This is a genomic window from Alcanivorax sp., assembly GCF_002733835.1.
Lineage (GTDB): Bacteria > Pseudomonadota > Gammaproteobacteria > Pseudomonadales > Alcanivoracaceae > Alcanivorax.
The window spans coordinates 1-20,324 of record NZ_NVWY01000003.1 but is presented as its reverse complement, the minus strand read 5'-3'; the positions used below and the strand labels follow the sequence as shown (position 1 = coordinate 20,324).

Below are 20,324 nucleotides of genomic sequence, written 5' to 3'. Positions count from 1 at the left end.
GAGCAATGAATAATAACCCCATCACAATCCACCAGTTTCTGATTAGTCTGGCGGTCGCCATAGCAGCCCTTCTGACCGGGTGCGGTGGCGATCAGGGCGATGTAAGCAATCCCTGGAGCACACCAGAGACATTAATTTTTTCTTACCCTTATCCTGGCCAGACCGAGGTTCCAGCTACCGCGCCAGTAATCCTGCGATTTTCCTCTGCACTTGAGCAAGAGGTTATTGATGACATTGACTCACGCCTACAGCTGGTCAGTGATACTGATGGGAATACCGTCATGGTTGACTATCAGGTGGTAGACAATGGCAGAGGCCTGGCCCTGTATCCTCAATCGCGGCTGGCTCCGGCGGAAGCGTACCATCTGGTTGTCAACGATGATGGCCTTGGAGCCATTGATGATAACTCCGTGGCCCGCGTTCGGTTTCGGACTGCAGGCAGTCAAGCCGGCGCATCGCAAACCATGGGAAGCGGCTCTTTCACCCTGCTTTCAGCCACTCCTCTAGACCAACCGTCATTGCTAGAGCCGATTGATGATGCCAGCCATCCCAACGACATGAGCACCTTCAGGATGTCGTTTAACCAAACGGTTGATCCGACCAGCACAGCATATGGCGAAACCGGATCGGTTCAACTTCGTGACAACCTCGGCAAGTTGGTTCCCGCATCGCTATTTTTGCAGGGTCGTTACCTGACACTGGATCCTGACCAGGATCTGAAACCTGTGGAACACACACTAACGATTGCTGGGCTGCGGGCCCAGACTACCGGTGAACAGTTGCCGGAGTACAATCGGACTTTTGTTCCGGAAGCCACTCTTCCCCGTGCTACATCCGTTCTAAAAGTTGGCAGTCTTGGAGCTGAGCAACCTGGACTAGTGTCAACTTTAACCGGCAACCCGATCAATCAGGTGCCAGTACAATCCTTTGTGCTGGGAGATGAATCATTTACCGGGTTGAGCGGGGATCTAGCTGCAGATCTGGCTTTTGCTCCCAACTTTCCTAATGCCGTTCCACTGCGAGTACCCGCTGGTTCCGTACTCCGAGGCACCCCCGTGGACGTCAATATACTGGGCGAAATACCGTCCGGGCTGGAAACCGGTGAAGTCACCATCACGATACTCAGCGACGCTAATGGGTATCTGATCCCTAATCCATTCAGTGATTCCCCATCGGTTCCCCGCTATGCCCTGCTTAATATGGACGCAGCAATGACTGCAGCAGGTCAAGAGCCCAATGCGGCTCTCAGCCAGAACCTGCTTAATGTGCAGGTAGCGGGTTTAGCCGTTGTAAAGGATGGTGTACTAGTACTGGATGCGGTCAGTGTGGTTGAACCTGATGTACTGGGCCTGGAGAAGGCATCCGGTCTGCTCTCATTCCGCATGGAGGCCTATCAAAACCAGCGCCAAGCGCCTGCCCCAAGCCAAGACACTCGACCCTTGCAGCTTCAGTCTTGGGCACCGGGAGAAACGTTCCAACCCAATGCAAGGCCTGGTGACCCCGTTATCCTGAACTTCAACAAACCATTAGACCCAGCTTCGGTGTTCCTTGACGGTGCCGTACAGGTTTCTGTTGATGATGTAGTAAAGACGTACCCAATACGTCACGATGGAGCCACGATCATCATCGGAGGAGATATCCTTCAACACGGAAAAGACGTCGAGCTCACCCTCACCAGCCTGCTCCGAGATACGCAGGGAAACCCGCTCAACCAGGACCAGACACTCAACATCCGCCTACCGGACTTCGTGCTTCCCAATGGCAGCACCAATGAGCTACGTGCACCACTTGTCGCTGCTGTTTTTCCCGGTTACCCCTGTGCGTTAACCGATGTCGATCTTACCGGCGAAAGAGAGACTTGGCGCAATGGCCGATGTGTAGGAGGTAAAAATAGCGACCCGCTCTATCCTGTACCGAATATGTTCAAGGATTTTAGTATTCGAGTCATCTTTAGCCGCAGTATCGACGGCGACACGGTTAATGATCAGACTTTTGTTGTTGAACACTTCGATACCGTTAATAACGTATGGCAACCCGTCAATGGTCGCCATAAAGTACTTTCACAGCGAATCGAATTTTTACCGAACAGTCCCTGGCGGGTTGGTGACCTTTACCGTTATACCCTGCACTCCGAGGAAGGAGCGCCGAACTGTGGAGTCAACGCCATATGTTCAAATGATGGAGCCCCTCTGCAAACACGGCAAATTTCTCAGTCCAGCTCCACAGCGCCTGGCCTTAGACAAGGAGGTCCGGACCTGACCAATCACTTTGTGGTAACAGGAGAAGAGGACAGGATTACCCGCGTATCATTACGGTCACTACCTGTAGCGGATGTCAACGCGAACCTCAGTCTCGATGACAATGAGCAAGGTGCGGTACCCGATGGTAACGGCGGTGCCATTGCCGATGCCAACTACCTACAGCTTAGGCTAAAAAACAAATCGGGAGTAATAACCCATGCCAACATTGGCTGTGGTATAGGCGACGATTGCCCGGAAAAGAAATTTGCCTTTGTCGGGTCAGGCGCCTTGCAAGCCGGGGTAAGCCAGTATGAGCCGGATGTCACCATCAACCGACGCCTCATCGACAGCGACCCAATGACATCAAATGAAGTCACCGGCGCCGTCATTGCCAAAGTCTTCCCTACCGTTCTCTCAACGACCAGTGTCTTTCTGGAAGCTCGCGCACTGGGATTAATCACAATACCGCTGGACACCGGTCCTCTGGTACTTCGATTGGGATACGAAAACAATCAACCCATTACGGGCTATATCACCGAAACCCCGGATGGCCCCTGGTTCAGTACTACGTTTGATCTCATGGTGGATGCACCAGAGTTAGAACCACGGCTAATTATAGAACTCGGGCATGACATCCGCAGCAAAGTAATTACCGGAGTCACCCTCGAAGGCCCCCTGCGCTTTGTCGATGATGGTCGTCTGATTCTCAAAGTCCGTAACCCCGACCCTCTCATCATACCGGCCAACATTGATCTCTTGGGAATCGGCTTGGCGGGTGTTGAGCTGGAAGTCCCCCCCCTCGGCGTAGATCTGACCTTTACCTTTTTGCCGGTAAAAGATTTTTAATATATTCCCCTTGTGCTAACGCACTTTCATGCCCCCTTTATGGGGGCTTTTTTCTGTCCTCACCGTATGCCACACCGCTGAATGATCATCAATATCGTCAAATAGGACTTTTCTTTGTGTAGAAGAAACGCTAATATTTGGTTGTTTGGCCAAATAAATAAATGCCTATAATGATGCATCCTCACGACAGCCTCGCAAGCCTTGCCTACAGCGATTCAAAGCACTCACCGGAATCTGGCAGGGATATACAGTTCCCGGGAAACGGCGGGTTGGTTCTTAGTGCAACCCAGTTCGGGGACCCGAAGTCACCGCAGGTGCTTTTGCTGCATGGCGGCGGACAGACCCGTCATGCCTGGGCGCACACGGCAACAGCTCTGGCCAGATCAGGGTACTGCGCTACCTGCATTGATGCCCGCGGTCATGGTCAAAGCCAGTGGTGCCCTGAAGGGGATTACAGCGGCACCGCGCTGGTATCAGACCTCCGCGCCATCATCCAATCACTTCCCACATCACCTTATATCGTGGGAGCGTCAATGGGCGGACTGACGGCCATGCTTACCCTTGGGGAGGAGCCCCCCTTGCCCTGTCGAGGTCTGGTACTGGTGGATGTGGCCCCACGGCTTGAGACCAAAGGCGTTCGCCGGGTGATTGAGTTCATGCGCCGCCACCCTGACGGTTTCGACTCTCTGGATCAGGTTCAGGATGCCGTGGCTGCCTATAACCCAACACGAAAAGCACCATCAAGCTCACAGGGCTTGCGAAAAAACCTCCGCCAGGACGCTAATGGCCGTCTCCATTGGCACTGGGATCCTGCGTTTCTTGATCATGCGGTAATCCCTGAAGCAAATGAAGGCATGTTCGGCCGAGCGCGACTCAATCTTGCAGCAAGCAAACTCAAATTACCGATATTACTCATCCGCGGCCATCACAGTGATGTACTCAGCGAAGCAGGAGCCCAGGAATTATTAGCCCTCGTGCCACATGCCAAGTACCGAGTAATCCATCAAGCAGGTCATATGGTAGCGGGTGACCGCAACAGTATTTTTACCGGAGCAGTGCTGGACTTTCTTCAGCACCTTGACCCGCAAGGAAATCACATACGCTCCACCGATCGGAGACTTACACCATGAAACATAAACACCTCGACGTGCTGATCATTGGCGCGGGCCTTTCCGGCGTCGGTGCGGCTTGTCACCTAAGCCGCAAGTGCCCAGATCTACGCTATGGCATCCTTGAGCGACGCAAGCGCGTTGGTGGCACCTGGGATTTATTTCGCTATCCCGGCATCCGTTCGGACTCCGATATGTTCACACTCGGCTATAACTTTCGGCCTTGGACAGACACCAAGATGCTTGCCGATGGCCCCTCTATTCGCAATTACATCGAAGAAACCGCTGAGCATCATCAGGTCCACAAGAAAATTCATTTTGGCCTGAAAGTCACTGCCGAGGACTGGAGCAGCGAATTCAATCGCTGGACGGTTACCGCGTTGAACGAGGAAACCGGTGAAGAAGAAGTTTTCACCGCTGGGTTTGTCCTCAACTGTACCGGTTATTATAACTATGACGCCGGCTACACACCGAAAATCCCTGGAATCAATCGTTTTGGCGGCGAGGTTATTCACCCGCAACACTGGCCAGATGAATACGACTATACGGGTAAGCGAGTTGTCGTGATCGGCAGCGGCGCCACCGCCGTAACACTGGTGCCCGCGATGACCGACCGCGCTGCGCATGTCACCATGTTACAGCGCTCCCCTACTTATGTTGCCTCCGTCCCTGAGCAAGATCTCATCTCGAAAAACCTGCGCCGAGTACTGCCAGAAATGCTTGTTTACCGCATGGCGCGCACACGCAATATCCTGCTGCAGAGAACCGTATTTAACCTATCGATTCGTAAGCCCAAAGCGATCCGCAGATTACTGCTGGCCGCTGCTCGCAAACAACTGGGGCCTGATATCGACATGAAGCATTTTCAACCTCACTACAACCCATGGGAGGAACGAATGTGCGCAGTTCCCAAGGGGGATCTGTTCAAGGTGCTTCGTGAAGGCAAGGCTTCCGTGGTGACGGATCATATAAAAAATGTCACCAAAACCGGTATAAAACTGGAATCTGGGGATTGGATACCTGCCGATATTATCGTCACAGCTACCGGTCTGGATTTGCAAATGTTGGGCGGCGCAGAGCTACGTGTTGATGGTACGCACGTCAATCTCTCAAACACCATGATGTACAAAGGCTTAATGCTTGAAAAAGTGCCTAATATGGCACTGGTCTTTGGCTATACCAACGCGTCCTGGACCCTCAAGGCAGATATTGCCTCCGAATTTGTTTGTCGGCTTCTCAAGCATATGCGCAAGACAGGCGCAGAAAAGGTGACCCCTATCGACGAGGAAGGGTGTGGCTCTGATGTCAACTTTCTCAACCTTCGATCTGGCTACATTCAACGTGCTGATGACCGCCTGCCACGCCAAGGCAACAAAGATCCTTGGCAAAACCTCAACGATTATCTTCACGACCTGCCGGCGCTTCGTTATGGAAAAATGAATGATGGCCACCTTAAATTCGAAACGACAAACCTACATAAAACGAAACGCAATCTCGTCCAAAAACTTCTGAGCAACACATCAATATAGAGGCGCAACGATGAAATCATTTTCAGGAAAAGTCGCGGCGATCACTGGCGCCGGGTCGGGCATCGGGCAAGCCACGGCGATTGCTCTAGCAAAAGAAGGTTGCCACTTAGCGATCTCTGATATCAGCGAAGAAAGCCTAGAGAAGACGGTCGAATTACTGGCAGGCTACGCCGTCAACATCAGCACTCATGTTGTTGATGTCAGCAACAAAAATGCGGTTTATCAATACGCGGAAGATACCGTATCAACACACGGAAAAGTAAATCTCATCATGAACAATGCCGGTGTGGGACTGGGTGAGACCGTCGAGAACATGAGCTATGAAAACTTTGAATGGCTGATGAATATCAATTTCTGGGGTGTCGTATACGGTACAAAGGCATTTCTTCCCCATCTCCAGAAAATAGGTGAAGGCCATATCGTCAATATCTCCAGCGTTTTCGGCATTATCGGTGTTCCAACCCAGTCAGCCTACAACGCCGCAAAATTTGCTGTTCGCGGATTTACAGAATCATTACGTGAAGAGCTGGATATCGCGGGCGGCCTTGTCAGCGCGACTTGCGTTCATCCAGGTGGAGTAAAGACTAACATCGCGCGTAATAGTCGCATGGGAGACATGGGCAGCATGAACATGGGCGACAAAGAAGAGATTGCCAGCATGTTCGAAAAAATTGCCATGACCACACCCGAAGCTGCCGCTAGAACCATCCTGAAAGGCGTGCGGAAAAACCGGCGAAGAGTTTTGGTAGGCGGTGACGCGGTCATGCTGGACACCACACAGAGACTGATACCCACAGGCTACCAACGCTTGCTTGAAATTATGTTTAAAAAACAGCAAAGCAGCAAAAATAAAAAAACGCATCAGGGCATGGCCTGACATTTTTCTCTTTAACTATCACATTATTGATTGGAGGCGATATGCGCTCGTCTAATACGGTAAAAAGCATTAAGAAACTCAGCGGCGCGCTGGTGGGCATTCCACCGCGTCATATCAATTTTCAATTTCCGGATTCCATTCCAAAGTATTTTTATGCTGGAAATGCCACAGCAACGACTTTCTTTGCCATGCTCTCCGGTTTTTTCCCACCTGGTGAACGCTATTTCATGGAGTCCGTTAGACACTTTCGTGGTCAGGTTAAGGACGAATCTCTACGGGCGGCCATATCGGGCTTCATGGGGCAGGAGGCCATTCACGGACGAGAGCACGACAGGCTGAACCAGATTCTCGCCGAGTACGGCTATGACATGCAGTCGCCAGATCGGTTTGTCAAAATTGGCTTGGCCATACTAGAGAAGTTGCCGCCGAGCACTCGGCTAGCCGCCACCACGTTTATGGAGCACTTTACTGCGCTTCTCGCCGAGCAGCTACTTGAAGACGAGAATTTTGTACGCCAGGCAGACCCTGAAATGCTCAAAATATGGCAGTGGCATGCGCTCGAAGAGCTGGAACACAAATCTGTTGCCTACGACGTATATGAGCTTATTGGTAACAGCCGTACAGAGCGCGTGGCTGCAGCCCTCGCCTCGATGGTCGTCTTGCTGCCGATGCTGGGCATCACCTGGAGCTGGATGCTTGTCAAAGACGGCCAGCTCGGCAACATCAGCGATAATGTTAAAGGTCTGAATATTTTGCTAGGTCGTAACGGGTTTGTATCGCAAATCCTTTCGCGCCTTCCTGAGTTCATTCAGCCGGATTTCCACCCTGATCAACATGACACCAAAGGGCTGGAAAAACTGTGGCGTGAGAAGTTGTTCGCTGAAGGTGGCCAACTGCATGAGCTGTATAGCAATCCGGCGGCATAATAATGCTCAAGGGGGTTTAGGGAACCTCTGAATAGTTGACGACTCTGTCACCACCGTTTGCTAAAAGACACACAAAAAAATGCCGGAATTGCTTCCATGCAACTCCGGCATTACACCTTTTATCATAGCTTTTCTCTAGCCGATCTTTATTGCGCATCCTCTAGAATGAATTGTGCCGCTCGCTCGCCAATCATCATACATGGCGCGTTCGTATTACCACTGATCAACAGTGGCATGATCGAGGCATCGGCGACACGCAACCCCTTCACACCGTTTACCCGCAGACGGACATCCACCACCGCTTTTTCATCACTACCCATTCGGCAAGTGCCGACGGGATGGTAGATTGTTTCAGCGCGCTGGCGAATATCCGCGTCAATCTGGTCATCACTCTCCACGCTGGAAGCCGGTTCGTCATCACCGCCAAAAGCAGAGCTGAAAGAATGACTGTGAAACACTTTTCTGGCTAGTTTCACGCCTTCACGGAGCACAAGAATATCGTCAGGATGAGAAAGATAGTTTGGGTCTATCAAAGGCGCAGCAAATGGATCGCTATTGGCCAATCGAATCTGTCCTCGACTCTTAGGCCTGAGTTGGCACACATGAATCGTACAACCAAACCCAGGCGTCAACTGACGTCCATGATCTCGAAGATAAGCCGGTAAAAAGTGTAGCTGAGCATCCGGACGATCCGGCTCGCTGAGCAGGCTGACAAAAGCCCCTGCTTCCGCCGCGTTACTGGCAAGAAAGCCGCGCCGATGACGAAAATACTGGTAGAAGGCACTAATCAGCCGAGGTATAAAAAACGGTGACATGCCGATTGATTGACGGCTTTTGTCCTTGATCATGACGGTCATATCAAGGTGATCTTGAAGGTTCTCCCCAACTTCCGGCGAGTCTTGCAAACAGGTGATGCCGATTTTCGATAGGTGCTCTCGCTCTCCAATACCCGACAACATCAGCAACTGAGGGCTATTGATCGCCCCACCGGACAGGATGACTTCTTTGTTCGTACGAATGACCGATTGAGCACCATCACTATCACAAATTTCGACGCCAATCGCCCTGCCGCAATCCAGTAACACCTTGGTTACCTGCACATCCGTCATGATGTGCAGGTTATCGCGGCCACGTGCAGGATCCAGGAAAGCACGCGCGGCACTCCATCGGCGCCCTTCTTTTTGTGTTACCTGAAACCGGCCAAAGCCTTTCTGTTCCGGCCCGTTAAAATCATCGTTTCGGGTATAACCCAGCTCTTCACCGGACTTAATAAACAGCGGGGTTAACGGGTTAACATCCCTGACTCGGGTAACATTCAGTGGCCCACCCACACCATGCCAATTGTCAGCGGAGTATTGTTCATTGTTTTCATGTGCATTGAATACCGGCTGCACATCTTTCCACGCCCACCCTGTTGCGCCTTGCGCTGCCCAGTCATCATAGTCTTGTTGTTGGCCTCGAATGTAGACCATGGCATTGATTGAGCTGCTGCCCCCCAGTGTTTTTCCTCGCGGCCAGTAGAGGCGCCTTTTATTAAGGTGACTCTGTGGCGCGGTGTCGTAGCCCCAGTTTCGCTTTCCTTGTTTAATTAGACCGATGAGTCCAAACGGAATATTAATAAAACCGCTATTATCGTGGGGGCCGGCCTCAATAAGACAAACGGAATACTTGCCGCACTCGCTTAACCGGTTGGCAAGAACACAGCCCGAAGAGCCCGCCCCTACGACGATAAAATCAAACGACTTCATTTTGCTTCTCCCCCGCCTGAATAAACCGTGACATGTGGTGCTCTCGGTCGCCATGACTCAATGATGCATGTGTCACCAGACGGAAGTAATGGCCAATGTTCAGCTCTTCCGTAACACCAACGCCACCATGGATCTGGATACCTTGCTGAGTGATACCAACGGCCCGGTTTGCGTAGTAAGCCTTTGCCGCCGCTGTCGCGCGCCCGCGCTCACAGACGTTTGCGCTCTCTCCTTTTACTGACACCATCAAGAGCATGGATTCCAGCTGCTGGAGATCAATAAACGCATCAACAAGGTAGTGCTGGATTACCTGAAAACTGCCAATCGTTGTACCAAACTGTTTACGCGTTCGAGCGTATTCCAGAGTGGCCTGATACACCTCTCGGCAGGCGCCGTACATACGTGCGCAGTCCAATGCGCACAGATAATCGAACCAGGCAGAAACCGCTTGCTTTGCCGCATCACCACGACACAAAACCATTTCGTCTGTGATGAGCACATCATCAAGCGTCAAACTGGCAGCACGGCTTCCATCGAGCAGTCGATATCTTTCAACGTCACAGGCGTCGAAAGGTAGCGCGACAATGGCCAACTCATCACCAGACATAGCGGAGACGAGCACGGCGTCTGCAACGCCACCATCAGACACAACGTGCTTCTGCCCGGAAAGTCGTTCTCCGTTTAGCCTCAAGGAAGGGTTCAGCACGTGATAACCGGCATGCCGGTCATAAAGACCGCAAGCCACACGTGCCTCACCAGAAATAATGCGATCAAGCAACGCCAAGGATGTTGGCGTATTGGCGAACTCCAATAACTTGCCGGGGGAAACAATTAAATCGACAAAAGGGTCAAGACAAAGCGCGGCTCCTAACTCCTGAACAATGGCGCACACGTCAAGCAATGAGCCGCCATACCCTCCAACAGATTCAGCAAACGGAAGGCCAAACCAACCCAAATCATTCATGGCCTGCCAGCGATTCGCTTCAAGGTGATTACTCTCATTCAACTGTGCAATGTAGCTGTCAAATGAATAGTTGTCTTTAAGATAACGGCGCGCGGTATCCGCAATCATGGTGGTATTTTCGGGTAACTTGAAATCCATTTTTCACCTCACAATCCGAGCAACATCTTCGCCAACACGTTTTTCTGGATCTCGTTAGATCCACCATAGATGGTGCACGCACGCAGGAAGTTATAGCGGCGACTGGCCTGATTAAAAATTTGCTCCCCAATGGGCTCCTCGTTATCCCATGGCAAAGACATCAAACCTCCGATTTCCACCATCGCTTGGGAAACCCTTTGCTGTAGTTCCGTGCCTTTGATTTTCAGTCCTGACGATTCTGGGCCGAACGGCTTGCCTTCATCTGTGGCAGCAACGGTGCGAAAGTTGGTGTATTCCAGTGCCATAAGATCGACTTCCAAGCCAGCCAACCGACGCACCGCCAACTGCTTATCTGTTTCCGTTGGTAGCGCATCGATAGCACTTTTAAGGCGATTGATTTCGTAGTGAATATCCGCCACACCGGCAATGGTGGTGCGTTCGTGGGTAAGAAGAAACTTGGCAATGGTCCACCCCATTCCTTCTTGACCCACCAAATTTTCCACAGGCACTTTCACGTCGGTAAAATAGACTTCGTTAAGGTGATGATGCCCATCAATTGAATAAATCGGCCGTACTTCAAGCCCGGGGGTTTTCATATCGATCAGCAGGAATGAAATACCCTGCTGCTGTTTCACGGTGCTATCCGTTCGCACCAAGCAAAACATCATGTCTGCCCAATGGGCCTGTGTCGTCCAGATTTTTTGACCATTAACCAAATAATGGTCGCCATTACGCGTGGCTCGCGTTTTTAACGAGGCCAGATCTGAGCCCGCATTGGGCTCAGAATAACCTTGGCACCATAGCGTTTCGCCACGCTGAATGCCGGGCAACCACCGTTCCTTCTGTGCTTCAGAACCAAAGGTATATAACACCGGCCCAACCATGGCCACACCAAAAGGACTTGTTGGCGGAGCCCCTGCCGAGGCGCGTTCCTGATCGAAAATATACCGCTGGGTTGCACTCCACCCTGGGCCACCAAATTGTTCTGGCCAAGTAGACGTGAGCCAACCTTGACTGCCCAGCAAACGCTCCCATCGTTGCTGCATATTCTTGTCTGGCATCGCTCCTCGGGCAGTACAGCGCCGAATATCATCAGGCACATTTTCCTTCATCCACTGCCGGATACTCTTACGAAATTCTTTTTCGTCATTACTGAAATCCAGATTCATGGAAGCCTCCAAGCCAATAAATTTCGCAATACAAGGTCATCGATTACTCAATTAACCTGTTTACCGTTGCTCTCCCAAAAGGGGGCTCGCAGTTCGTTTTTCAGCACCTTACCTGCCCCACTCACCGGCAACGACTCTGCCTTAAAATCAACGCTACGAGGCACTTTGTAACCTGCAATTCTTTCACGGCAATGTTCGATAATCTCTGCCTCACTGGCGTGCTCTCCTTCACGCAGCACCACGATTGCATGCACAGCTTCACCCCAGCGTTCATCGGGAATACCAATTACCGCGCACTCCTGTACCTCAGGATGGCTATAAATGGCACCTTCAACTTCAACAGAGAAAATATTTTCTCCACCGCTAATTACCATGTCCTTGGCTCGATCAACGATGAAGACAAATCCATCCTCGTCCATGTAGCCAAGGTCGCCGGTATGTAGCCAACCATTGCGCAAGGTATCAGCGGTTGTTGATTCCATTCCCCAGTAACCCAACATGACGTTTGGTCCCCGCGCACATATTTCGCCAACCGTACCTTGAGATACCACCTGATCATTTTCATCAAGCACCACCACCTCCACACCCAGTGCTGCGCGACCGGCGCTACGTAATTTTTCTCCGCCGGGAATGTGATGTTCTGGCCCGAGTGAGGTAATGATTGGGGAGGCTTCGGTCTGGCCATAGCCCTGAGCAAATGACACTGTCGGCATTTGTTCCATAGCACTAATCAATACCGCCTCTGGCATTGGCGAGGCGCCATACAGCATGCGTTTTATGCTGCTGACATCGTAATTGGCGATGCGCCCAGATGAGGCTAGAAGATTGACCATGGTCGGCACCAACAGGGTGTTCGTGACTTTCTCCTGCTCAATGAAAGCCAGCACTTCATCAACATCAAAGCGAGGAACAATGCCATGTGTCCCCGCAGCCAGTGTCACGGCAAACGTGCTGGCCATATCAGCCAAGTGGAACATGGGCCCGGCATGCATATATATGGTGTCACTGTCATAGCCCATCTCGGCAACCACGTTCAGGGCATTGAATACCAGGTTGTCATGACTCAGCATCACGCCTTTTGACCGCCCAGTGGTACCACCGGTATAAAACAGCCCCGCCAGATCGTCACCGCCAGCATTGGCGTCACGGATTCGACCGGCGTTGGCGACAAGGGATTCATAATCAATACACCCTTGTGGACACTCACCCTCACCCATGAAGACAACATGCTTGATAGACTCAAGCTGTGGCTGTAGGGATGGCAGCAATGCTGCAAAGGTGTCATCAACGAAAAGCACTTTAGAACCTGAGTCATTCAAGGTATAGGCGATTTCAGGTGGTGCGAGCCGAATATTGACGGGATTCACTGCCGCACCGGCCCACGGCACTGCATAGAAATACTCCAGGTAGCGATCGCTGTTTAATGCCAGTATGGCAACCCTGTCACCCGCATTGATGCCCAGACTTAGCAACCCGTTAGCAAGGCATGCGATACGGTCTTCAAACTCTCGCCAGGTTTGCCGCCGACCAGCAAAAACGGTAGCCGTACCTTGGCCGTTTAATTGAACCGCACGGCGCAAAGTCTGTGAAATATACATAACAGAACTCCTCTATTGAGGCAGAAAAGGAAGGGGGGAGGGTTGTTTATAGATTGGATTAGCTGGAAGCGAAGGCTCTCTTATAAATGAAGCGACCTCGGGAAACCTGGGCGCCATCAAGAAACACATCCACAACAACCACAATGAAGCGCTTTCCTTCACGAATAATGTTCGGCTTGGCCACCAACGTACCCGCAAAGGCCGGGCGCAAATAATCCAGAGTCATACTTGAACATACTGGCTTATTTTGTTCAGTCTGATTCGCTGTTAAGTGCGCGCCAGCAACAAGCTCCGCGAAGCTTGCGATAATACCGCCATGAAAAGTCTTGATCAGAGGGTTGCCAATGTGCTGCTCGCGAAACGGCATTTTATAGGTTGCTTCGCCGTTATCGTCCGAAGCCGTCATACCAAGAAATTTTTCGTATGGTGATACATCGCCGACCACAGTAGAGAGAGCGGTTACCCTTTCTGTTTCGAAGCTGATGATTCCTTCATCATCGATTGTTTTTTTCTTGGAGGGGGCTCTCTTATTGCTAGGATTCACAGATTGATCAAAGGACGGGCCTGCCGTTCCTATCGCAAAACTGCCTGATACCGACGCCAGCAAATTGCCGCCATCACGCCCAAATGCCTCTCCACGGACATAGGCAATATTTTCTTCAACTGCAAAACAGGTGACATTACATGCCACCCCTTCGCCAGCCTCGGGGTTAGCGATGAAATCAACGCGCAAGTCAATTGTCGCAATTGGGCGCATGTCGCCGAGGCGCACAAAAATCGCCAAACCACATGCCGTATCAAGCAAGGTAGCGATGGCTCCCCGATGAAGCTTTCCCTGTTGATCACAAACCTCTTCCACACAAGGCATGCTCATTACCGCGCCATCTTTGGTAATGTCATCCATTGCGATACCAAAAACCCTGAACAACGGATGCCCTGAACCAAAAAAAGCCTTTGCGGCAAGCAGTTCTCTCGGGAGTGATGTCTCAGCTGTCATAGTTAGCAACTTTTTATCAGAATGTTGAAGCGGCATCCGCATACCGGGTCTCTGCAACACGCACAGATTCAATGGCGTCCGTTATTGCCTCTTCAGGGAATGTTTCACTTTCGGACCCCTTTCGCAGACAATCAGCCAGAGCGGACCATGCCGCAGCACTCGTTCGCATCAACTCGACCAAGCCTGCCTCATGTATTTCAGGAACAATTTCACTCGCTTCATCGAGAAATTCTGAATACATCGCTCTAAAGCCGCTGCCCCCCGTTCCACGCTTCTCGATCACTTGATAGGCGAAACGGAGCAACCATTGCCATTTATCCACTGCCTTCCAGCGAGGAAGTTCCTGGATCCAAGTTGTTAGCGCTTGAATACCGTGATTCCTGCTTCCTTGCAGGAGATTATCTGCATTCTTCACAATCGCACTGCGCACGTTCTCGGCAGACACCTGAACCGAAACACTTTCGGGTGCGAACAATGAACCATGATGGATAAAGGGTGGCGACAAGGAGAATCTGGCTTCAACCAACTTGTCACGAGGCACCTCTAAAAGCCCTGGGCGCTCGGTATCGCTAACGAGCATCGTCTCGCCCTTCTCGGCTCGCTGCCAGGCGACGATGGCGTGACCGGGGAAATGTGTACTGCTCTTGAAATAAGGAAGGTAAAAAATATCAGTTAAGAGAAGCGCAGGCCGCCCCGCATCAAGATGGGCATCCAGCGCATCGGCGGCAGCACATTTATCTTGCCAAGTTTCCCAGCGAAACGGCACGCCCAGTGTAGAGAACACCGTTTCCTCAAATCCCATTGAACGGACATGGACAATAAACGGGGTGTCCGTGCCTGGTATTTCCACATAAGTAATACCAAGCCCGGCACCGAGACCGAAGCAGAAAGCTTCAGTTAAATTAAGCCCATGAAACTCCAGAAGATCCCTGATAGCTGAACTTCCACAGTGGCGTCCGGGCCTATGAGTGTGCCGAAAATCAAAGGCACCGGGGTTACCCTGATCGTTGGTCTGCATCAGGCTGCCTCTCTCACAGGATCCGGACCATAAATGGTCTCCGATGCCTGCATTGGATCACCATGAGCCTCATACTCTGCCAACCAGGCGGCAACCTTCTCAGGCATACCGGTGTCCCAAGGGTGAAACCCGGGACGAAACCAGGCAAGAAAATCAGGCAACATTCCTGTGAGAATACCTTTTCGCCCATAAAGTTTGTTCAAACCCTTCAGAATCACACCGGGCTGGCGCGTGACACCATCAAGCTTGAGCATATTCCAGAATACCGGTGCCACGACCAAATGAACCATCAGTGTCGCAACCACCAGCGCCGAGGCACGAGTCAGGTAGCCCCCCCCAGCCGCTCCCTGATAAAGATCATAGGCCACAGCCTTGTGCTCTACTTCTTCAACCCCGTGCCAAAGAAATAGAGCCCTCATTACCGGGTCGGCCTCGCGGAACATGTCGCTTTTCTCGCTGACCATTGTTTCGCCCAAGGTTGCCGTAAAGTGCTCAAACGCCGCAGTCATGGCGAGCTGATACTTCTTCGGCAAGTACTTTTGTGTGGTGCGAATAAACGTCCTTAAATTCGTAGTGACCTTATCTACATCCACGCCCTGGCTGGCCATCACATCGTTGAAACGATCATGGACAATGCCGTGCTGACCTTCCTGGCGAATAAAGTGACGAATGTCCTCGATCAGCTGATCATCTGTCACCTGATCCTTGAAGTTACGCACTGACTGGATAAAGAAGCGCTCTCCCTCCGGGAAATGTACCGAGAGGGCGTCAAAAAAGCGGGTCAGCACGGGATCACCGCCATTCCAGTGCCGCGGCACTGATGAGACATCAAAAGCAACTTTACGTGGCTGGATTGGCAAAGAAGTCATAATTCCTCCAATGAAACAGGTTGTCTTTAGGTTGACATCCTTCGATGTTATTTGGTCAACTGACCAAATGTCAACCAGAACAAACCTACAAAGCGGCAAAACCACGTAAGTTTCATGCTTATAACTTTCGAAGTAGTGATTCGACCATGAAAGATGCGCTAAATATCAGCGCTATGGGCCGATCAAAAGCCAAGAAGTGAGAATCACCACATTTTACGAAATATTCAGAATTCCCTTAAACATTCGGTTCGACCCTGTCGTTTGTAACCGATAAATTTATAGAGCAAGGAAGTACCGATGAATATTGCCAGTTTGAGCATGGCACAGCGATCTGCGGGAGAATGGCTTTCCTCCTTGCCAACCATAATCCTGCTATTGCTCACTATTTTTCTAGCCTCTGGCGAAGTGATTCATTCCCAGTTACTCAAGATTGGTGAGAGCACATGGGAAGGTTACTTCAAGCTGCGAACAGCGGGACTTGTCGGCGCCCCCACCTGTAATTCAGATCCTAACATTGAACAGGAGATCCAGAAGGCCATCACCGAGAAGAAAGCACGAATGGCGGCCGATCCATTAGCCGGAATTTTGGGATCAGAGGTGAACGAAGGAGCGATACGTCAATCGCTGGAGTCATCCCGCTCCATTTGTCGCAATAAATGGAGCGACTACAGGATGGTTCAAGAGAACGCCACTCCTGGAGTGATTGCCTTCCGCAACCTGGAAACAGGGGTCGCCCATCTGGTCACCACCCTTGGGGGTTACAAGCGCCTTTTACTCTGCCTACTTATCATAATCTGTGCAGCAACAGCTACATTCTCCCGACACCACATCGCACTTCGGCCTGCTCAAACGCGCAAGGATCATTTGGTCTCAACTGTTGGTCAGCTAAGTGCAAACCTGATGCTATTGGCGTCAGCATGGGTTTATCGCAGTGCAGAATTATCCGCAGTGGCAGATGGAGTCAACGTTGATCACTTCTATCTTCATCAGTTCTGGATTGCAGGATTTAGTATTCTCAGCCTGGCAGCGTTCTACCAGTTGCTCCGTCCGCCGAAAGATCTAAGCGATGGCGGCTCTTGGGGGAAATCGCTGCTGACCATTCCGCTGTACAGCATCATGTGTATTTCCGCAGGTATCCAGTTCGCCCAACAAGGTTACTATCACGGAATAAGTGTATACCTAGGTATGCTCATGGAGCTTTCCACACTGTTTTTGAGCCTCGCGCTGTATATCTGGATAGGCATGATGTTACGTCAAACCAAACTCGCCCACCTGGTATTTGATGTACTGCGACCCTGGAAAATGTCTCCAGAGCTCATGTGTTTTGTCGTGCTAGCAATTACCGCAATCCCGACAGCGTTCACCGGCGCTTCAGGTATTTTTGTAATCGCAGCTGGCGCCACCGTTTACCATGAGCTGATTCGCGCCGGAGCCCGCAAGCAGTTAGCTCTGGCAGCCACTGCTATGTCTGGCTCTCTCGGCGTCGTTCTTCGACCTTGTCTTCTGGTAGTGATTATTGCCGCATTGAATAACGCAGTGACGACAGATGAGATGTTTTCCTCAGGCTTGAAGGTTTTCTCTTTGTCTTTGTTCTTGTTCTTCGTTTACAGCCAGTTTGTACGCACATCACCCGCCCGTATTGCACCCTTATCTGAAGCAGTACCCACCAGTCTTAAACGCCTGGTCCCACTGCTTCCCTATATAATCATCATGGGCACGGTGGTAGTATTTTTCCGAGATATTCTGGGTGCGGAGTTAAACGAAATCTACGCCCCCATCATTTTGCCTGTAATGATGCTGTCGATTCTGTGTTACGAGAAACTTAGCGTAAAATCTCTACACGTCTTCTCGTTGACGCTAGTCCCCCTCATTCTCTACTCCTCTTACAATATGGCTGGTATGCAGGAGGCCCTGAATAGCGGCAACATTCCTACTGGCACTTCAAAAAATGAACTTAACAGCCTGTTCTGGGAGCTTTTCTGGCGCAATATGTTACTTAGTGTCAGCCTGATTCTGCAGCATCTAGTAAAAAAACCCTCGGCAAAACCTCACCACCAGCCTGAACCAGGCACAGGAGAGAAGCTAGAGTCTTCACTGCGTTTTGCCACCAATGAAACCACCGGACATATCGGTGCCTTGTTGATTTTGATGGGCATGTCGGTAAGCCTTGGTGGCATCGTAGAACGTTCTGGGATGATGGAAAACTTACCTGAAACTTTTGCCAATATCTGGGTTGCAATGACTATATTGGTGATCACTATGGTAATCATTGGCATGACCATGGATCCGATGGGCGCGGTGTTACTGGTGAACGCCACGATAGCTCCTGTGGCGTTCGCCAATGGAATTGAGCCCCTGCACTTCTGGATGATCACTCTAGCGGCCTTCGAACTGGGCTACTTGTCACCACCGGTGGCACTTAACCACTTATTAACAAGACAGGTGGTCGGCGACGAGGAAGTGGAATCCGCCAAAGTTCACGGAGGCAGCTTTTACCGTCGCCACGAGAAGTATCTTCTGCCTATTGCCGTGATGCTGACCGCTCTATTGATGGTATCCTACCTGCCACTGATGTCAGATACGCTCCACGGCTATATGTTCCAGAAAATATCGCACGGTGGTTAATCGCGAGTCAATTTTAAAAGTTGGCTTTCAATAACTGATTCCATCGCTCAGCGAAAATTAAAATGTAAACTGATTGCATTTACAATAAGACGAAAAATTTTGGTCAGGAATAATCAAACTTTATCTGAACTCCTGACCAAATCCGCCCCCCCATCAACAGATGATGACCAGGGCAAACTCGACCGGCAACGTGCCGGGTTTGAGGCCCCAGCCACACCGCCGTGATACGCCCCTACTCCTATTTTGTATATCACACTCTGTCGTGACTGGATGCCTACGAAATCTGCCGCTTTTGCATTAGAAAAGACGATGGAGAGGGCGATGCCATTACCTATTTCTGAGGTGGCAGGCTCAATGACGCACATTCACTGATCGGCGCGGGCAAATGTGGTGTCGCTCTGTACCATGCATCACCCAGAGAGCAACGCCAGCATGACTGAAAACGATTCGCCGCCGCGCCAACTGATAGAACTCATGCCGGATAGTCGCGTGAAACCCCAATCGCCCCCTGATTTAGGACTGACGTGCGTTTTGGGGATGTCCTCAATTGAGAAAGGGAAAAGTCTCGCTCCCTAGAGCAATTTTCATATCATGCCCACTTTTATTTAATGAACCAATATTCGGAGGTAAAGTGGGTTTTTCTGATTCAACATACATCAATAATACAAAGGTCTATAAGACAGAAACCAAGGCTGTTTCAAAGTCTTCGGACTGAACTACTACACTAAATGCTACACATTCTGGTTAGGTAGGGGACCTAACACAAATATCGTCATTCATCTTTCATTACTGTACTGGAATAGTTGACCACAACTGATAGACCACGACAGGACAGTAGAGTAAAAATAGACTTTTAGACTGCGGAACCACCTCTGGCACGGAGCCCCCATGGCCTGGTATTCATCTGATTCCCCCGACTCTGAGCCAAACCACGTTCAAGTAAATAATTACCCCGATAGCATCCAAGCAGAAACTCCTCCGCCACCGAAGAATATTGAGCAAATTTCGGAGCGAATAGAAGAGTCAGCACGTCTATTTAACTTCAAAAGCCTAACATTCTGGTCTGGCGCGGCTCTTTTAGTCTTAGCTCTATCGGTTAAGGCGGGAGAAGCCTTTCTTATTATCTTTGCCTTCTGGGTTCCCATTCACATCATCACAAGAAGATGGGACAAAGAACGTCGGTTCATTAAAATTAGCTATGATACAGGCTCACTTCCGGAACATTACCGATCACTAATCCGTTCTTTTGGATTCTTGGAAGAAAACCATAAGCTATGGACTTTAGATAGATCCGAATCAATTTTCGGCTTTCATGAACAAAAACGGCATGCGGGGGCCAGTTCACTGATTGATATGAGTCGTTGCAACGTCGGGAAACCCCCTCCGCCCTGGATCAGGAGCAACATAAACTTTCCCTCACTACACACCAAGCAGGGATCATTCTATTTTCTTCCCGAGGGGATACTGCTTTTTAACGGCCTCAAGATCGAGCCACTCAACTATAGCGATGTAAAGCCCAGTTATAGCTTTGAAAGCGTGATTGATGAAAACCCGCCAGAAGATGCCACGATCTGTAGTGGTCTAATGAATCCGGACACCAACATAGGTGGTAAAGTTACCACCTTAATCGAGGTGCCAGATGACCAGAAAACGACGTTCCTTTACTCCTGA

General features: G+C 50.7%; 14 protein-coding genes. 7 read left to right on the top strand and 7 right to left on the bottom strand.

Annotation, left to right across the window (positions count from 1 at the left end):
- Positions 1 to 5: 5 nt before the first annotated feature.
- The 5 genes from COA55_RS02325 (at position 6) to COA55_RS02305 (ending at position 7,527) form a co-directional block, all read left to right on the top strand.
- Positions 6 to 3,086 (top strand): Ig-like domain-containing protein, encoded by a 3,081-nt coding sequence (locus tag COA55_RS02325; protein WP_008930242.1) that lies wholly within the window; start codon positions 6 to 8, stop codon positions 3,084 to 3,086.
- A 161-nt stretch (positions 3,087 to 3,247) separates the two neighbouring features.
- Complete coding sequence (locus COA55_RS02320; protein ID WP_363969278.1) at positions 3,248 to 4,216, top strand: alpha/beta hydrolase; 969 nt, start codon at positions 3,248 to 3,250, stop codon at positions 4,214 to 4,216.
- Entirely contained in the window at positions 4,213 to 5,724 is a 1,512-nt protein-coding gene (locus tag COA55_RS02315) for an NAD(P)/FAD-dependent oxidoreductase (RefSeq protein WP_290500436.1), read from the top strand. The genes COA55_RS02320 and COA55_RS02315 overlap by 4 nt, the downstream gene beginning before the upstream one ends.
- Positions 5,725 to 5,734: 10 nt before the next feature.
- A complete protein-coding gene (locus tag COA55_RS02310) occupies positions 5,735 to 6,601 on the top strand; it encodes an SDR family oxidoreductase (protein WP_007150445.1) in 867 nt (288 codons plus the stop codon).
- A 41-nt stretch (positions 6,602 to 6,642) separates the two neighbouring features.
- Positions 6,643 to 7,527: a metal-dependent hydrolase gene (locus tag COA55_RS02305; RefSeq protein WP_007149555.1), complete on the top strand. Its 885-nt coding sequence runs from the start codon at positions 6,643 to 6,645 to the stop codon at positions 7,525 to 7,527.
- Between the two features lie 146 nt (positions 7,528 to 7,673).
- Here the strand turns inward: COA55_RS02305 and COA55_RS02300 are convergent, their stop codons facing one another.
- Genes COA55_RS02300 through COA55_RS02270 form a run of 7 tightly spaced genes read right to left on the bottom strand, consistent with a single transcriptional unit; the run spans position 7,674 to position 16,028 of the window.
- Positions 7,674 to 9,275 (bottom strand): GMC family oxidoreductase N-terminal domain-containing protein, encoded by a 1,602-nt coding sequence (locus COA55_RS02300; protein ID WP_007150726.1) that lies wholly within the window; start codon positions 9,273 to 9,275, stop codon positions 7,674 to 7,676.
- A complete protein-coding gene (locus COA55_RS02295; protein ID WP_008930247.1) occupies positions 9,262 to 10,377 on the bottom strand; it encodes an acyl-CoA dehydrogenase family protein in 1,116 nt (371 codons plus the stop codon). Before COA55_RS02295 ends, COA55_RS02300 begins: the two co-directional genes overlap by 14 nt.
- A gap of 8 nt (positions 10,378 to 10,385) precedes the next feature.
- Entirely contained in the window at positions 10,386 to 11,546 is a 1,161-nt protein-coding gene (locus tag COA55_RS02290; RefSeq protein WP_007150215.1) for an acyl-CoA dehydrogenase family protein, read from the bottom strand.
- Between the two features lie 47 nt (positions 11,547 to 11,593).
- On the bottom strand, positions 11,594 to 13,144 hold the full coding sequence (locus tag COA55_RS02285) for a long-chain-fatty-acid--CoA ligase (RefSeq protein ID WP_008930249.1): 1,551 nt from the start codon (positions 13,142 to 13,144) through the stop codon (positions 11,594 to 11,596).
- A 58-nt stretch (positions 13,145 to 13,202) separates the two neighbouring features.
- Complete coding sequence (locus COA55_RS02280; RefSeq protein ID WP_230457772.1) at positions 13,203 to 14,183, bottom strand: PaaI family thioesterase; 981 nt, start codon at positions 14,181 to 14,183, stop codon at positions 13,203 to 13,205.
- On the bottom strand, positions 14,158 to 15,159 hold the full coding sequence (locus COA55_RS02275) for a BtrH N-terminal domain-containing protein (protein ID WP_007150864.1): 1,002 nt from the start codon (positions 15,157 to 15,159) through the stop codon (positions 14,158 to 14,160). The genes COA55_RS02280 and COA55_RS02275 overlap by 26 nt, the downstream gene beginning before the upstream one ends.
- Positions 15,159 to 16,028: a metal-dependent hydrolase gene (locus COA55_RS02270; RefSeq protein WP_155134678.1), complete on the bottom strand. Its 870-nt coding sequence runs from the start codon at positions 16,026 to 16,028 to the stop codon at positions 15,159 to 15,161. Before COA55_RS02270 ends, COA55_RS02275 begins: the two co-directional genes overlap by 1 nt.
- A gap of 297 nt (positions 16,029 to 16,325) precedes the next feature.
- On the opposite strand from COA55_RS02270, the gene COA55_RS02265 reads away from it, so the two are divergent.
- Together COA55_RS02265 and COA55_RS02260 are read left to right on the top strand one after the other, a co-directional pair.
- Positions 16,326 to 18,653 (top strand): TRAP transporter large permease subunit, encoded by a 2,328-nt coding sequence (locus tag COA55_RS02265; RefSeq protein ID WP_290500433.1) that lies wholly within the window; start codon positions 16,326 to 16,328, stop codon positions 18,651 to 18,653.
- A gap of 888 nt (positions 18,654 to 19,541) precedes the next feature.
- On the top strand, positions 19,542 to 20,324 hold the full coding sequence (locus COA55_RS02260; protein ID WP_290500432.1) for a hypothetical protein: 783 nt from the start codon (positions 19,542 to 19,544) through the stop codon (positions 20,322 to 20,324).

What these genes read in the sequence shown, in the direction of transcription:
- COA55_RS02325 (WP_008930242.1), top strand. Translation starts at nt 6, where the DNA reads ATGAATAATAACCCCATCACAATCCACCAGTTTCTGATTAGTCTGGCG.
- COA55_RS02320 (WP_363969278.1), top strand. Translation starts at nt 3,248, where the DNA reads ATGCCTATAATGATGCATCCTCACGACAGCCTCGCAAGCCTTGCCTAC.
- COA55_RS02315 (WP_290500436.1), top strand. Translation starts at nt 4,213, where the DNA reads ATGAAACATAAACACCTCGACGTGCTGATCATTGGCGCGGGCCTTTCC.
- COA55_RS02310 (WP_007150445.1), top strand. Translation starts at nt 5,735, where the DNA reads ATGAAATCATTTTCAGGAAAAGTCGCGGCGATCACTGGCGCCGGGTCG.
- COA55_RS02305 (WP_007149555.1), top strand. Translation starts at nt 6,643, where the DNA reads ATGCGCTCGTCTAATACGGTAAAAAGCATTAAGAAACTCAGCGGCGCG.
- COA55_RS02300 (WP_007150726.1), bottom strand. Translation starts at nt 9,275, where the DNA reads ATGAAGTCGTTTGATTTTATCGTCGTAGGGGCGGGCTCTTCGGGCTGT.
- COA55_RS02295 (WP_008930247.1), bottom strand. Translation starts at nt 10,377, where the DNA reads ATGGATTTCAAGTTACCCGAAAATACCACCATGATTGCGGATACCGCG.
- COA55_RS02290 (WP_007150215.1), bottom strand. Translation starts at nt 11,546, where the DNA reads ATGAATCTGGATTTCAGTAATGACGAAAAAGAATTTCGTAAGAGTATC.
- COA55_RS02285 (WP_008930249.1), bottom strand. Translation starts at nt 13,144, where the DNA reads ATGTATATTTCACAGACTTTGCGCCGTGCGGTTCAATTAAACGGCCAA.
- COA55_RS02280 (WP_230457772.1), bottom strand. Translation starts at nt 14,183, where the DNA reads ATGCGGATGCCGCTTCAACATTCTGATAAAAAGTTGCTAACTATGACA.
- COA55_RS02275 (WP_007150864.1), bottom strand. Translation starts at nt 15,159, where the DNA reads ATGCAGACCAACGATCAGGGTAACCCCGGTGCCTTTGATTTTCGGCAC.
- COA55_RS02270 (WP_155134678.1), bottom strand. Translation starts at nt 16,028, where the DNA reads ATGACTTCTTTGCCAATCCAGCCACGTAAAGTTGCTTTTGATGTCTCA.
- COA55_RS02265 (WP_290500433.1), top strand. Translation starts at nt 16,326, where the DNA reads ATGAATATTGCCAGTTTGAGCATGGCACAGCGATCTGCGGGAGAATGG.
- COA55_RS02260 (WP_290500432.1), top strand. Translation starts at nt 19,542, where the DNA reads ATGGCCTGGTATTCATCTGATTCCCCCGACTCTGAGCCAAACCACGTT.